This window comes from Streptomyces sp. SJL17-4, from assembly GCF_036826855.1.
In the GTDB taxonomy this organism is placed as follows: domain Bacteria; phylum Actinomycetota; class Actinomycetes; order Streptomycetales; family Streptomycetaceae; genus Streptomyces.
In genome coordinates, this window is the sequence record NZ_CP104578.1 from 2,996,866 (window position 1) to 3,009,655 (window position 12,790).

General features: G+C 71.0%; 13 protein-coding genes. 8 read left to right on the forward strand and 5 right to left on the reverse strand.

The annotated features are described in order from the left end of the window. Positions 1 to 1,419 carry a family 2B encapsulin nanocompartment shell protein gene (locus N5875_RS12950; RefSeq protein ID WP_338493756.1) on the reverse strand — a complete coding sequence of 473 codons (1,419 nt, stop codon included), beginning with the start codon at positions 1,417 to 1,419 and terminating at the stop codon, positions 1 to 3. A gap of 253 nt (positions 1,420 to 1,672) precedes the next feature. Between N5875_RS12950 and N5875_RS12955 the strand changes: the two genes are divergently transcribed. Both N5875_RS12955 and N5875_RS12960 read left to right on the forward strand, forming a co-directional pair. Continuing rightward, positions 1,673 to 2,263 carry an N-acetylmuramoyl-L-alanine amidase gene (locus N5875_RS12955; protein ID WP_338493759.1) on the forward strand — a complete coding sequence of 197 codons (591 nt, stop codon included), beginning with the start codon at positions 1,673 to 1,675 and terminating at the stop codon, positions 2,261 to 2,263. A 35-nt stretch (positions 2,264 to 2,298) separates the two neighbouring features. After that, positions 2,299 to 3,237, forward strand: a complete 939-nt coding sequence (locus N5875_RS12960) for a pyridoxal-phosphate dependent enzyme (protein ID WP_338493762.1) — start codon at positions 2,299 to 2,301, stop codon at positions 3,235 to 3,237. On the opposite strand, the gene N5875_RS12965 is transcribed toward N5875_RS12960, so the two are convergent. Continuing rightward, a complete protein-coding gene (locus N5875_RS12965) occupies positions 3,213 to 4,808 on the reverse strand; it encodes a Na+/H+ antiporter (protein WP_338493765.1) in 1,596 nt (531 codons plus the stop codon). The two genes, N5875_RS12960 and N5875_RS12965, sit on opposite strands and share 25 nt — an antisense overlap. Before the next feature lie 39 nt (positions 4,809 to 4,847). On the opposite strand from N5875_RS12965, the gene N5875_RS12970 reads away from it, so the two are divergent. The 3 genes from N5875_RS12970 to N5875_RS12980 all read left to right on the forward strand — a co-directional run bounded on the left by N5875_RS12970 (position 4,848) and on the right by N5875_RS12980 (position 6,995). After that, entirely contained in the window at positions 4,848 to 5,108 is a 261-nt protein-coding gene (locus tag N5875_RS12970; RefSeq protein WP_318209156.1) for a UBP-type zinc finger domain-containing protein, read from the forward strand. Positions 5,109 to 5,514: 406 nt separating this feature from the next. Further along, positions 5,515 to 5,928: an anti-sigma regulatory factor gene (locus N5875_RS12975; RefSeq protein WP_019889334.1), complete on the forward strand. Its 414-nt coding sequence runs from the start codon at positions 5,515 to 5,517 to the stop codon at positions 5,926 to 5,928. Beyond that, positions 5,925 to 6,995, forward strand: a complete 1,071-nt coding sequence (locus tag N5875_RS12980) for an RNA polymerase sigma factor SigF (RefSeq protein ID WP_318209155.1) — start codon at positions 5,925 to 5,927, stop codon at positions 6,993 to 6,995. Before N5875_RS12975 ends, N5875_RS12980 begins: the two co-directional genes overlap by 4 nt. 10 nt (positions 6,996 to 7,005) lie before the next feature. On the opposite strand, the gene N5875_RS12985 is transcribed toward N5875_RS12980, so the two are convergent. Further along, entirely contained in the window at positions 7,006 to 7,440 is a 435-nt protein-coding gene (locus N5875_RS12985; RefSeq protein WP_318209154.1) for a hypothetical protein, read from the reverse strand. 177 nt (positions 7,441 to 7,617) lie between these two features. On the opposite strand from N5875_RS12985, the gene N5875_RS12990 reads away from it, so the two are divergent. Continuing rightward, positions 7,618 to 8,586 carry a diacylglycerol kinase family protein gene (locus N5875_RS12990; RefSeq protein WP_318209153.1) on the forward strand — a complete coding sequence of 323 codons (969 nt, stop codon included), beginning with the start codon at positions 7,618 to 7,620 and terminating at the stop codon, positions 8,584 to 8,586. Positions 8,587 to 8,904: 318 nt separating this feature from the next. After that, complete coding sequence (locus tag N5875_RS12995; RefSeq protein ID WP_003953983.1) at positions 8,905 to 9,162, forward strand: WhiB family transcriptional regulator; 258 nt, start codon at positions 8,905 to 8,907, stop codon at positions 9,160 to 9,162. 171 nt (positions 9,163 to 9,333) lie between these two features. On the opposite strand, the gene N5875_RS13000 is transcribed toward N5875_RS12995, so the two are convergent. Next, a complete protein-coding gene (locus N5875_RS13000) occupies positions 9,334 to 10,800 on the reverse strand; it encodes a PAS domain-containing sensor histidine kinase (protein ID WP_318209152.1) in 1,467 nt (488 codons plus the stop codon). A gap of 362 nt (positions 10,801 to 11,162) precedes the next feature. Next, positions 11,163 to 11,765, reverse strand: a complete 603-nt coding sequence (locus N5875_RS13005) for a TetR/AcrR family transcriptional regulator (RefSeq protein WP_338493774.1) — start codon at positions 11,763 to 11,765, stop codon at positions 11,163 to 11,165. A gap of 83 nt (positions 11,766 to 11,848) precedes the next feature. Between N5875_RS13005 and N5875_RS13010 the strand changes: the two genes are divergently transcribed. Further along, positions 11,849 to 12,649, forward strand: a complete 801-nt coding sequence (locus tag N5875_RS13010) for an SDR family oxidoreductase (RefSeq protein ID WP_338493777.1) — start codon at positions 11,849 to 11,851, stop codon at positions 12,647 to 12,649. The last annotated feature ends 141 nt before the right edge of the window (positions 12,650 to 12,790 follow it).

The window sequence follows — 12,790 nt, forward strand, 5'->3', positions numbered from 1 at the left end:
TCAGCGCCAGCGGCTGACCTCGACGTTCTCCAGGACACCGAGCGCGTCCGGGACGAGGATCGCCGCCGAGTAGTAGGCCGTGACGAGGTAGGAGATGATCGCCTGCTCGTCGATGCCCATGAAACGGACGGAGAGGCTCGGCTCGATCTCGTCGGGGATGCCGGTCTGGTGCAGACCGATCACGCCCTGGTCGGCCTCGCCGGTACGCATGCAGATGATCGAGGTGGTCCGGGCGTCCGAGACCGGGATCTTGTTGCACGGGTAGATCGGCACACCGCGCCAGGTCGGGATGCGGTTGCCGTTGATGTCGATCGTCTCGGGCACCAGACCGCGCTTGTTGAGCTCGCGGCCGAAGGCGGCGATGGCGCGCGGGTGGGCCAGGAACAGCTTGGATCCCCGGCGGCGGGAGAGCAGCTCGTCCATGTCGTCGGGGCTGGGGGCGCCGTCGTGGGGCTGAAGGCGCTGCCCGTAGTCGCAGTTGGCGAGGAGGCCGAACTCCTTGTTGTTGACCAGCTCGTACTCCTGGCGCTCGCGAAGCGCCTCGACCGTGAGCCGCAACTGCTGCTCGGTCTGGTTCATCGGCTGGTTGTAGAGGTCGGCGACGCGGCTGTGCACCTTCAGCACGGTCTGGGCGACGCTCAGCTCGTACTCGCGGGGCGAGGCGTCGTAGTCGACGTAGGTGTGCGGGACGACGGCCTCGCCGACGTGGCCCGCGGAGAGGTCGATCTCGGCCTCGCCGTACTTGTTGGTCCGCTGCTGGGGCAGGGCGGCCACGCTCGCGAGGTGGGCGGCGAGCGAGCCGGCCCGCTCCGCGAGGTTCCGCACGTCGTCCCGGGTGAGCTCCAGGACCGTACAGGCGGTGGCCGCGCGGGCGGACCACTCCCAGGTGGCCTCCGGGTCGACCAGGGCGTTGTCGCCGAAGTAGGCGCCGTCGGCGAGGACGCCGAGGACGGCCTCGTCGCCGTACGGCCCCTCGCCGATCTGCTCGATCCTGCCGTGCGCGAGGAGGTGGACACGGTCGGTCGGCTCCCCGGCGACGGCGACGACCTCGCCCGCCGCGTACTCCCGCTGACGGCAGCGGGACGCGAGCTCGGCCAGGGCCTCCTCGTCCTCGTAGCCGCGCAGGACGGGGAGTTCGCCGAGTTCGGCGGGGATGACCGCGACACGCGCTCCGGTCTGGACGAAGGTGACCCGGCCGTCACCCACGGAGTAGCTGAGCCTCCGGTTCACCCGGTACGTACCACCCTGCACCTGGACCCAGGGCAGCGCCCGCAGCAGCCACCGTGAGGTGATCTCCTGCATCTGCGGCGCCGACTTGGTGGTCGTGGCGAGGTTCCGCGCGGCAGCGGTACCGAGACTCTGCTGCGGCGCCTGCTGCTCCGCGACGCGGACCTCGTCGCCAACCGAACCAACGGACATGGAACTCCCTCTCGTATGACTGAGTTGCGAGAGAAGCCTTTCAGCACGGAGCGTGTCGGCGCCATTACACATTCGAGTGGGACTGTTCGACGATCTTCGGGGCATGTCACGTGATTTCCATCCGAACAGCGGAGCCTCGACCACCCCATGAGCCCCTGTCCGGATCGGCTCGCACACGTCCCGAACGGATGGCAGCGGAACGACGGAATCCGGTACTCCGGAGGCTCACCCCGTCCTCCGAAGGGAGTCGGTCATGTCCACCCCTATGTCCGCGAGCAGGTTCCTCGGCGCGCTGCGCGACGCGGGCCTCTCGGTCGTCCAGGTCGGCGAATGGTCCACCCACAACCGCAATCACAAGGGCCCCTGGGGCCCCGTGCACGGCGTGATGATCCACCACACCGTGACCCGCGGCACCGCCAACACCGTCCGGATCTGCCGGGACGGCTACGAGGGCCTGCCGGGGCCGCTCTGTCACGGCGTGATCGCCAAGAACGGCACGGTCCACCTCGTCGGGTACGGGCGCGCCAACCACGCGGGCCTCGGCGACGACGAGGTTCTGAGGGCCGTCGTCGCCGAGCAGAGGCTGCCGCCGGACAACGAGGCCACCACGGACGGCAACCGGCACTTCTACGGCTTCGAGTGCGAGAACCTCGGCGACGGCGAGGACCCGTGGCCGAAGGTCCAGCTGGAGGCCATCGCGAAGGCGGCGGCCGCGCTGTGCCGGGTGCACGGCTGGACGCACCGCTCGGTCATCGGGCATCTGGAGTGGCAGCCGGGGAAGGTGGACCCGCGCGGCTTCACGATGGCCTCGATGCGCGAGCGCGTGGCCGACCTCCTGCGCTGACCGTACGGACGACACGGAACACGGACAATGGCCCGGTGAACGCGTTCGACCTCTCCCGCCTGCGGCCCCGGCTCCCCTCGCCCCTGGAGCCGGTGGAGGACGAGCGCTTCACCCGGCGCGGGCTCAGGCTGTCGCTCAAGCGCGAGGACCTCATCCATCCCGATCTGCCGGGCAACAAGTGGCGCAAGCTCGCGCTCAACCTGGAGGCGGCGGACGGCCGTCCCGTGCTGACCTTCGGCGGCGCCTACTCCAACCACCTGCGCGCGGTGGCGGCCGCCGGCCGGTTGCTCGGCTTCCCCACGGTCGGGGTCGTGCGCGGCGACGAGCTGGCCGGGCGGCCGCTCAACCCCTCGCTGGCGCGGTGCGCGGCGGACGGGATGCGGTTCGTGTTCGTGGACCGGGCCACGTACCGCGCGAAGAACGACCCGGCCACGCGCGCGGTGCTGCTTGAACGGGCTCCCGCGGGCGCGTACGTGGTCCCGGAGGGCGGCAGCAACGCGCTCGCCGTCCAGGGGTGCGTGGAGCTGGGCCGGGAGCTCGCGGGGGCGGCGGACACGGTCGCCGTCGCCTGTGGCACGGGCGGCACCCTCGCGGGTCTCGCGGCCGGCCTCGCCCCCGGGGAGCGTGCGCTGGGCGTCCCCGTACTCAAGGGGGGATTCCTGGGCGGGGAGGTACGCGCCCTCCAGGAGGCGGCGTTCGGCGGGCCGCGCGGTGACTGGACGCTCGACGAACGTTTCCACTGCGGGGGCTACGCGCGCGTGACCCCGGCTCTCGACGCGTTCGCACGCGACTTCGAAGCGCGGCACGGACTCGCCATCGAGCGGCTGTATGTGGCCAAAATGCTGCTCGGCCTCACGACCCTGGCGGAGGAGGGCGCGTTCCCGGCGGGCACCCGGCTCGTGGCGGTGGTGACGGGCGCCCCGGACGGCTCTCCGTCGGCGGGCGGTGCTCAGCCCGCCGCCTCCTCGCGGTAGGCGGCGGCCTCCTCCAGGTCGAGCCGGCGGAGCAGCGTCCGCATCATCTCGTCGTCGATCCGCCGGGCGTCGCGCAGCCGCACGAAGACCTCGCGCTCGGCGTCGATCATCTCGCGCGAGATCCGCCGGTAGGTGTCGTCCGCCGTCTCCCCGGTGACCGCGTTGACGGAGCCGAGCCGCTCCCAGACCGCGTTGCGGCGCCGTTCCAGGACCGTGCGGAGCCGGTCGGCGAGGGGCTTCGGCAGGGCGTTGCGCTCGTCGGCGAGAAGCGCGTCGAGGCGTTCCTCGGCGGCCTGCGAGGCCTCGCTCTGGGCCTGCGCCTCGGCCAGCGTCTCGGCGTACCGGTCCTTTCCGGGGAGCTTCAGGAAGCGGATGAGGGGCGGCAGGGTGAGGCCCTGCACCACCAGCGTGCCGATGACGGTGGTGAAGGTGAGGAAGAGGACGAGGTTGCGGGCCGGGAACTCGACCCCGTCGGTGGCCACGGGGATGGAGAAGGCGATGGCGAGCGAGACCACGCCGCGCATGCCCGCCCAGCCGACGACCAGGGGGGCCCTCCAGTCCACCCCCGGCTCCCGCTCCCGTACGCGGGCGGAGAGCCGGGGCAGGAAGGTCGCCGGATAGACCCAGACGAACCGGACCACGACCACCGCGACGAAGACCCCGACCGCGTACCAGGCCGCCTCGGCCATCCCGTACTGCCCGAGCCCCTGGACGACGTACGGCAGCTGAAGGCCGATCAGGGCGAAGACGGCGGACTCCAGGACGAAGGCGACCATCTTCCAGACGGCCTCCTCCTGGAGGCGGGTCGCGAAGTCGACCTGCCAGGCGCGGTGGCCCAGGAAGAGGCCGACCACGACGACGGCGAGGACGCCGGAGGCGTGGACCTCCTCGGCCGCCGCGTAGGCGACGAAGGGGATGAGGAGGGAGAGCGTGTTCTGCAGGAGGGAGTCGCCGAGGCCCCGCCGCAGCCAGTGGATGGGGACCATGAGGAGCAGGCCGACGCCGATGCCGCCGAGGGCCGCGAGCGCGAACTCCCCGAGGCCGCCGGCCCAGCTCAGGCCCTCGCCGACGGCCGCCGCGAGGGCGACCTTGTACGCGGTGATGGCGGTGGCGTCGTTCACCAGGGACTCGCCCTGGAGGATCGTGGTGATCCGGTTCGGCAGGCCGAGCTTGCGGGCGATGGCGGTGGCGGCGACCGCGTCCGGCGGGGCCACCACCGCGCCGAGCACGAGGGCGGCGGTGAGCGGCAGATCGGGCACGAGGACGTACGCGAGCCAGCCCACGGCCACGGTGGCGAAGAGGACGTACCCGACGGAAAGCAGCGCGACGGGCCGGATGTTGGCCCGCAGGTCGAGGTACGAGGAGTCGACGGCCGCCGTGTAGAGGAGCGGGGGCAGGATCAACGGCAGCACGATGTGCGGGTCGAGGGTGTAGTCCGGCACTCCGGGGACGTAGGCGGCGGCGAGACCTACGGCGACCAGGAGGAGCGGGGCGGGCACCGGGGTCCTGCGGGCGAGCCCCGCGATCGCCGCGCTCGCCGCCACGAGTGCCACCAGCTGTAGAGCGTCCATGCCCGTCCCTGTCTCCTCCCGCAACGTAACCTGGCCATCATGAGCGAGTGCCCGCACGTTGCCGAAATGCCGCGCCCCGAACCGGCGCCGCTGGCCGACACCTGCCCGGAGTGCCTGGCGGACGGTACGCATCCGGTCCAGCTGCGGCTCTGTCTGGCCTGCGGGCACGTGGGCTGCTGCGACTCCTCGGCGGGGCGGCACGCGACGGGGCACTTCTCCACGACGGGGCACCCGGTGATGCGGACCTTCGAGCCGGGCGAGGCATGGCGCTGGTGCTTCGTGGACGGGGCGATCGTCTGAGGCGCCGGGCGGGCCGACGGTACGACCGTCCGGCGGCCCGACGGTACGACCGTCCGGCGGCCCGACGGTACGACCGTCCGGCGATGCGGCGATCCGGCCCTCCGACGATCCGGCCCTCCGATGATTCGGCCGTCCGACGATTCGCGCGCCCCGCGGTTGGGTACGTCACCCCTCCGCCGGTCGCTCGCTTTCGGCCCCCGCAGACCCCTACCCACCGTCCGCACCCATGGGCCTACCATGGGTGACGACCGGTGACCGGGGGGCCGGTGGGGACAGGGTTCACGGCGACACGGCGGGACGGATCGCGATAGCGTCACGGCGGACTGCGCAGCCCCCTGCGTACCGCCCGGTTCGGGGGCCTCTCCCCCCGAGCCCCGAATGAGCTTGTGCCACCTTGGAGGTGAGGGTGTCCCAGATCGCAGGCGAGCCCGGGACCCAGGACTTCGTGGAAGTCCGGCTGCCCGCTGCGGGTGCCTATCTGTCCGTGCTGCGTACGGCCACGGCCGGCCTCGCGGCGCGCTTGGACTTCACCCTCGACGAGATCGAGGACTTGCGGATCGCGGTCGACGAGGCCTGCGCCATCCTGCTCCAGCAGGCCGTGCCGGGATCCGTCCTCAGCTGTGTCTTCCGGCTGGTCGACGACTCCCTCGACGTGACCGTCTCCGCCCCGACCACCGACGGCCGGGCGCCCGAGCGGGACACCTTCGCCTGGACGGTGCTGTCGGCACTGGCCGGGAAGGTGGAATCGTCGGTGGCCGATGACCGTACGGTCTCGATCAGCCTGTACAAACAGCGCGGCGCGGGGCCAGGCCCGGCGTGAGGCGCGGGGACGCGACGGCCGGCATCCCTGAGCAGCAGGCACGGCCGTATGAGGTCGCTACGGAGCAGGCGGACCAGATGAGCGAGCACGAGCAGCACCACGAGGTTCCCGAGACACCAGGCGTCTCCGAGGCCCCCCGGGGCCCCGCGCGTGCGGAGGGCTCCTCCGAGGCGGGCGGGACCACGGCGGCGACCGGCGAGACGGCCACCGCCGCGGCCACCGAGGGCGTCGCCGAGCCGGCTGCGGAGACGGAGAAGGCGGAGGACGGGGACGAGCCCCACGACGTCCCCGACGTCCCCGTCGCCCCGGACCCGCACGACCGGAGCGGCGCCCGCGCGCTCTTCGTCACGCTGCGTGAGCTGCCGGAGGGCTCCCCGGAGAAGGCCGAGCTGCGCAACCAGCTGGTGCGGATGCACCTGCCGCTGGTCGAGCACCTGGCCCGGCGCTTCCGCAACCGCGGCGAGCCACTGGACGACCTGACACAGGTCGCGACCATCGGCCTGATCAAGTCCGTGGACCGGTTCGACCCGGAGCGCGGCGTCGAGTTCTCGACGTACGCGACCCCGACGGTCGTCGGCGAGATCAAGCGCCACTTCCGTGACAAGGGGTGGGCGGTCCGGGTGCCCCGCCGGCTCCAGGAGCTGCGGCTCTCGCTGACCACGGCGACGGCGGAGCTCTCCCAGCAGCACGGCCGCTCGCCGACCGTGCACGAGCTGGCCGAACGGCTCGGGATCTCGGAGGAGGAGGTCCTGGAGGGTCTGGAGTCGGCGAACGCCTATTCGACGCTCTCCCTGGACGTCCCCGACACGGACGACGAGTCGCCCGCGGTCGCGGACACCCTCGGCGCGGAGGACGAGGCCCTGGAGGGGGTCGAGTACCGCGAGTCGCTCAAGCCGCTGCTCGAGGACCTGCCGCCGCGGGAGAAGCGGATCCTGCTGCTTCGCTTCTTCGGGAACATGACCCAGTCGCAGATCGCGCAGGAGGTCGGCATCTCGCAGATGCACGTTTCTCGGCTGCTGGCTCGGACTCTGGCGTCGCTTCGGGAGAAACTCCTGGTGGAGGAGTAGGGCCGAGGTCCTACTGGGGGTCCTGGCCGGGGCGCCGGATGCCGAGCGCCTCGGTCGTGGCCGGGTTCACCAGGAGGACGAGGCCGGTGACGGCCAGGACGCCGAGGACGACACCGGCCGGGATCATCACGCTGTTCGCCTGGAGCAGCTGCCAGGCGACCGGCAGCGCCAGGATCTGGGTGATCACGGCCGGACCGCGGCTCCAGGAACGGCGCATCCACAGCCCTCGGGCGGCGGCGAGCGGGATCAGCCCGAGTGCGACGAGCGTCACTGCGCCCGTCGCGGCGCCGGTGAGGTCGTCGGACGACCCGGTCACCGCGTTCACCAGCATGTACACACCACCGACGAAGAGGCCGAGGGCCTCGACACCGGCCACGGCCGCCGCGGCGGCGAGTCGGGCGGGGCGGGGGGTCTGCTCCGTGCTGCTCTCAGCGGGACTGCTCATAGAGGGCAGGGTAGCGGGGGCCGGCCGGCCCGGCCGAAGCCGGGCGAGAGCACCTCACCGAGGCCGGCGGATGCGTCCACCGCCCAGTCCAGCCCGATCCATGGATCGGGCCATGGATCGGTCCATGGATCGGGCTGGACTGGGCCCGGGTACCGCCGGGTAGGTACCCTGGCGCTCATGCGCGCACTTCTCGTGGTCAACCCGGCAGCCACCACCACCAGTGCCCGCACCCGTGACGTGCTCATCCACGCGCTCGCGAGCGAGATGAAGCTGGAGGCGGTCACCACCGAGTACCGCGGGCACGCGCGGGACCTCGGCCGACGGGCCGCGGACTCCGGCACCATCGACCTGGTCGTGGCCCTCGGCGGCGACGGCACGGTGAACGAGGTGGTCAACGGACTGCTGCACGGCGGACCGGATCCCGACCGCCTCCCGGGCCTGGCGGTCGTCCCCGGCGGATCGACGAACGTGTTCGCCCGCGCCCTCGGGCTGCCGAACGACGCGGTGGAGGCGACCGGCGCGCTGCTCGACGCGTTGCGTGAGCGGCGGGCACGCACAGTGAGCCTCGGTCTCGCCTCGGGAACGCCGGGCACGGAGGACGAATCCGTCCCGTCCCGCTGGTTCACGTTCTGCGCCGGTCTCGGTTTCGACGCGAGCGTCATCGGCCGGGTCGAACAGCAGCGGGAGCGCGGGAAGAGATCCACCCACGCCCTTTATCTGCGTCAGGTGGTGCGCCAGTTCCTGGAGGAACCGAACCGCCGGCACGGCACGATCACCCTGGAGCGCCCCGGCGCCGAGCCGGTCGAGGACCTCGTCCTCTCCATAATCTGCAACACCTCCCCCTGGACCTACCTGGGCAATCGTCCGGTGTACGCGTCCCCGGAGGCCTCCTTCGAAACCGCGCTGGACGTCCTCGGACTGCGCCGTCTCTCTACTCCGGCGGTGGCCCGGTACGCCACCCAGCTGCTCACCTCGACCCCGGAACGAGGGCCGCGCGGGAAGCATGCGGCAACTCTGCACGACCTGACCGACTTCACCTTGCATTCCAAGGTTCCCCTCCCCCTGCAGATGGACGGAGACCACCTGGGACTGCGTACGAGCGTGACGTTCACAGGCGTACGCCGTGCACTGCGTGTGATTGTGTGAGTGGAAGGGCCCAAAGTCCTTTCACTCGAACGTTTAGGCGCGCATCCACCCCTTAGAAGTACGGCTGTGACCTAGCCGACACCGAGGAATCAAAAAAAACTTTCCGGAAGGGGTTGTATCCGTTGCTGGGGTTTGGGAGTCTCTTCTTGGCGATCGGGACGGCCCGCAACACCGGCCTCCACTGAGAGCCAGAACCCCTCCTCAGTCTTAGGACCACACCAGTTCACCTGGCAGTCGGCCCTTCCCTTGCGGGGGGATTCGTGAAAGCGTTCACATTCACAAGCAACCAGCTTGTAACACCCTAGAGAGGTAGCAGCCATGGACTGGCGTCACAACGCCGTTTGTCGTGAGGAAGACCCCGAGCTGTTCTTCCCCATCGGCAACACCGGTCCTGCGCTGCTGCAGATCGAGGAAGCCAAGGCCGTCTGCCGCCGCTGCCCCGTCATGGAGCAGTGCCTGCAGTGGGCGCTCGAGTCCGGCCAGGACTCCGGCGTCTGGGGTGGCCTCAGCGAGGACGAGCGCCGCGCGATGAAGCGCCGTGCCGCTCGCAACCGGGCGCGTAACGCCAGCGCCTGACGCCCACCGACAGCCTGAGGCGAGCGGCGCATACATCGCGTATGCAATCACCGCCCTTGAGCCGCAGCGCGCAGCAGTAACCCACAGCATTCGAGCCCCGGACCGACTTCTTCGGTCCGGGGCTCGCTGCTGTGTCCGCGCCGGCTTCTTCCGTGGTTGCTGCTGCGGCTGCTACTTCTGTGGCTGTACGGGGATGTCGAGGACCACCTTCGTGCCGCGCTCGGCGCCCGGCAACATGTCGAAGGATCCGCCCAACTCCCCTTCCACCAGGGTTCGTACGATCTGCAGGCCGAGGTTGCCGGCCCGCTGCGGGTCGAATCCCTCGGGCAGTCCGCGGCCGTCGTCCTTGACCGTGATCAGGAGCCGGGCGTCGGCGCGGGGCTCGCCGCGCACGGCGGTGACCTCGACCGTGCCCTCGTCACCCGGGGCGAACGCGTGCTCCAGGGCGTTCTGGAGAATCTCGGTGAGGACCATCGAGAGCGGGGTCGCGACCTCGGCGTCCAGAATGCCGAAACGGCCGTTGCGCCGACAGGTCACCCGGCCCGGGGAGATCTCGGCGACCATCGCGATCACACGGTCGGCGATCTCGTCGAACTCCACCCGTTCGTCCAGGTTCTGGGACAGCGTCTCATGGACGATCGCGATCGAACCGACGCGCCGCACAGCCTCGTTGAGGGCCTCGCGGCCGCCCTCGGAGTCCATCCGGCGGGCCTGGAGGCGCAACAGGGCGGCCACCGTCTGGAGGTTGTTCTTCACCCGGTGGTGGATCTCCCGGATGGTGGCGTCCTTGGTGATCAACTCGCGCTCGCGACGGCGCAGTTCGGTGACGTCCCGGAGCAGGACGAGCGAACCGATCCGGGTGCCCTTGGGCTTGAGCGGAATGGCCCTGAGCTGGATCACACCGCCGTTTCCCTCGACCTCGAACTCGCGCGGCGCGTAGCCGGAGGCCAGCGTGACCAGGGCTTCGTCCACCGGGCCGCGGGAGGGGGCGAGTTCGGCGGTGATCTGGCCGAGGTGCTGGCCGACGAGGTCGGCGGCGAGGCCGAGCCGGTGGTACGCGGAGAGGGCGTTGGGCGAGGCGTACTGGACGGTGCCCTCGGCGTCGAGGCGGACGAGTCCGTCGCCGGCGCGCGGCGAGGAGTCCATGTCGACCTGCTCGCCGGGGAAGGGGAAGGTCCCGGCCGCGATCATCTGGGCGAGGTCGGAGGCCGACTGGAGATAGGTGAGTTCCAGTCGGGAGGGGGTGCGGACGGTCAGCAGATTGGTGTTGCGGGCGATGACGCCGAGGACCCGTCCCTCGCGGCGGACGGGGATGGACTCGACCCGTACCGGGACCTCCTCGCGCCACTCCGGGTCGCCCTCGCGGACGATCCTGCCCTCGTCGAGCGCGGCGTCGAGCAACGGGCGGCGGCCGCGCGGCACGAGATGGCCGACCATGTCGTCCTGATAGGAGGTGGGGCCGGTGTTCGGCCGCATCTGCGCGACGGAGACGTACCGCGTGCCGTCGAGGGTCGGGACCCAGAGGACGAGGTCGGCGAAGGAGAGGTCGGAGAGCAGCTGCCACTCCGACACCAGCAGGTGGAGCCACTCGAGATCCGAGTCACTCAGGGCGGTGTGCTGGCGCACGAGGTCGTTCATGGAGGGCACGGTGCGAGCGTACCCGCGGAATAAAGGGGCGGTGAACCTGGATCTCCGGGGCTCCGTGCTGGAGGATGGGCCAGGAAGGACCGTATTCCTGTGGATGGACAGACGAGAATGGTCTAGTCCACAATGAATGCGATAGACCTCCATCCTCCCCGCACAGGAGGATGGAACGAGGTACCCGACGCTCTCTGCCCTGACTGCGTCGAGACCTCCCATACGGCCGAGGGACCGCACACCCCCGGCCGGAGCAAACTCCGGGCTGCGGTGCCGGGCGGGCTGAGGGTCCCGCCAGGCGCCGCGGCCCGCGGGTGTTTCCGGGGCCGGCGGGTGTTTCCGGGGCCGGCGCACCGCCCTTCCTACGGGCGCTCCGGCGGCCAGGCCAGCATCGCCACTGCCGCCACGGCCGCCAGCTCCTCCGCCGTCGCCCCGTCGCGGGCCTGCTGGGACATGCCCTGGAGGACGGCGCCGCTGAAGCGGGCGAGTGCCCGGGCGTCGGTGTCGGCCGGCAGTTCGCCCGACTCGACGTCCCCGCGTATCCGCGCCTCGAAGGACGCCAGATTGCTGTTCCTGCGCGCTCTCAGGGCCTCCTCGACCTCGGGGGTCGAGCAGTTGACCGCTGCGGAGATCATCAGGCAGCCGCGGGGGTGGCCGGGCTCCGTGAAGAGCTCGGCGGCCTCACCCAGGAGCCGCCCGATGGCGGCGCGGGCGCTCGTCTCCTCCGCGAAGGCCCGGCCGCCGTATGCGCCGTACGAGCCGGCGTACGCCTCGACGACCTCCTCGAACAGCGTCTTCTTGTCGCCGAAGGCGGCGTAGAGGCTGGGGGCGCTGATGCCCATGGCGCGGGTGAGGTCGGCGACGGAGGTCGTCTCGTAGCCGTGCTCCCAGAAGGCCATCGTGGCCTTCTCCAGGGCCGTGAGCCGGTCGAAGGAGCGGGGGCGGCCGCGCTGTGTCGTCACCATGGAGTGAATTCTATAGCGAGTGCTACGGAAGTGGGGTACGGTCTTTACGTAACGACCGCTACAGAAATGAGGGGGGCGTCGTCATGGGCGTGCTCGACAGCAGGACCACAGGGAACCAGGACGGAAAGCCGGCCGGGAAGCTGGCCGGGAGGACCGCACTGGTGACGGGTGGCAGCCGGGGCATCGGACGGGGGATCGCCGAGCGGCTCGGCCGGGACGGCGCGCGGGTCGCCGTGCACTACGGGAGCGACGAGGCGGCGGCGAAGGAGACAGTCGCGGCGATCGAGGCCGTCGGCGGCGAGGCCTTCGCGATCGGGCAGGAGCTGGGGGTGCCGGGAGACGCGGAGAGGCTGTGGGCCGCGTTCGACGCCCACGCCGACGGCCTGGACATCCTGGTGAACAACGCGGGGATCGGCGCCTCCTCGCCGTTCGCGACGATCACCGCGGAGGAGTACGAGCGGATCTTCGCGGTCAACACCAGGGCGCCGTTCTTCCTCGCGCAGCTCGGTGCGGAGCGACTGCGTGACGGGGGCCGGATCGTGAACGTCTCGACGGGCCTCTCGCACGCGGCGTTGATGCCGGACCTGATGGCGTACGCGATGTCGAAGAGCGCGCTCGATGTGTTCACCCGCTATCTGTCGAAGGTGCTGGGCTCGCGCGGGATCACGGTCAACGCGGTGGCGCCGGGCATCGTGGACACCGATATGAACGCGGGCTGGCTGCGGGGGAACGACGAGGCCTGGGCGGGCGCGGCGGCGATGTCGGCGTTGGGCAAGGTCGGCACCCCCGAGGACATAGCCGACGTCGTGGCTTTCCTGGCCTCGCACGACGGGCGCTGGGTGACCGGGCAGTGGATCGACGCGACGGGGGGCTCGATCGCCTGATCGACAGGACCCTCAGGGGTTCGAGTGGCTGGTGGGACAGGGGCGGCCGAGGATGGAGACGGCGGGGGCGTCCGGGAGGCGGAACGGCATGAGGGGACGGCCCCTCCTCTGCTAGATTTGGCTTTGATTGGTCTATACCAC

What these genes read in the sequence shown, in the direction of transcription:
- N5875_RS12950 (WP_338493756.1), bottom strand. Translation starts at nt 1,419, where the DNA reads ATGTCCGTTGGTTCGGTTGGCGACGAGGTCCGCGTCGCGGAGCAGCAG.
- N5875_RS12955 (WP_338493759.1), top strand. Translation starts at nt 1,673, where the DNA reads ATGTCCACCCCTATGTCCGCGAGCAGGTTCCTCGGCGCGCTGCGCGAC.
- N5875_RS12965 (WP_338493765.1), bottom strand. Translation starts at nt 4,808, where the DNA reads ATGGACGCTCTACAGCTGGTGGCACTCGTGGCGGCGAGCGCGGCGATC.
- N5875_RS12970 (WP_318209156.1), top strand. Translation starts at nt 4,848, where the DNA reads ATGAGCGAGTGCCCGCACGTTGCCGAAATGCCGCGCCCCGAACCGGCG.
- N5875_RS12985 (WP_318209154.1), bottom strand. Translation starts at nt 7,440, where the DNA reads ATGAGCAGTCCCGCTGAGAGCAGCACGGAGCAGACCCCCCGCCCCGCC.
- N5875_RS12990 (WP_318209153.1), top strand. Translation starts at nt 7,618, where the DNA reads ATGCGCGCACTTCTCGTGGTCAACCCGGCAGCCACCACCACCAGTGCC.
- N5875_RS12995 (WP_003953983.1), top strand. Translation starts at nt 8,905, where the DNA reads ATGGACTGGCGTCACAACGCCGTTTGTCGTGAGGAAGACCCCGAGCTG.
- N5875_RS13000 (WP_318209152.1), bottom strand. Translation starts at nt 10,800, where the DNA reads ATGAACGACCTCGTGCGCCAGCACACCGCCCTGAGTGACTCGGATCTC.
- N5875_RS13005 (WP_338493774.1), bottom strand. Translation starts at nt 11,765, where the DNA reads ATGGTGACGACACAGCGCGGCCGCCCCCGCTCCTTCGACCGGCTCACG.
- N5875_RS13010 (WP_338493777.1), top strand. Translation starts at nt 11,849, where the DNA reads ATGGGCGTGCTCGACAGCAGGACCACAGGGAACCAGGACGGAAAGCCG.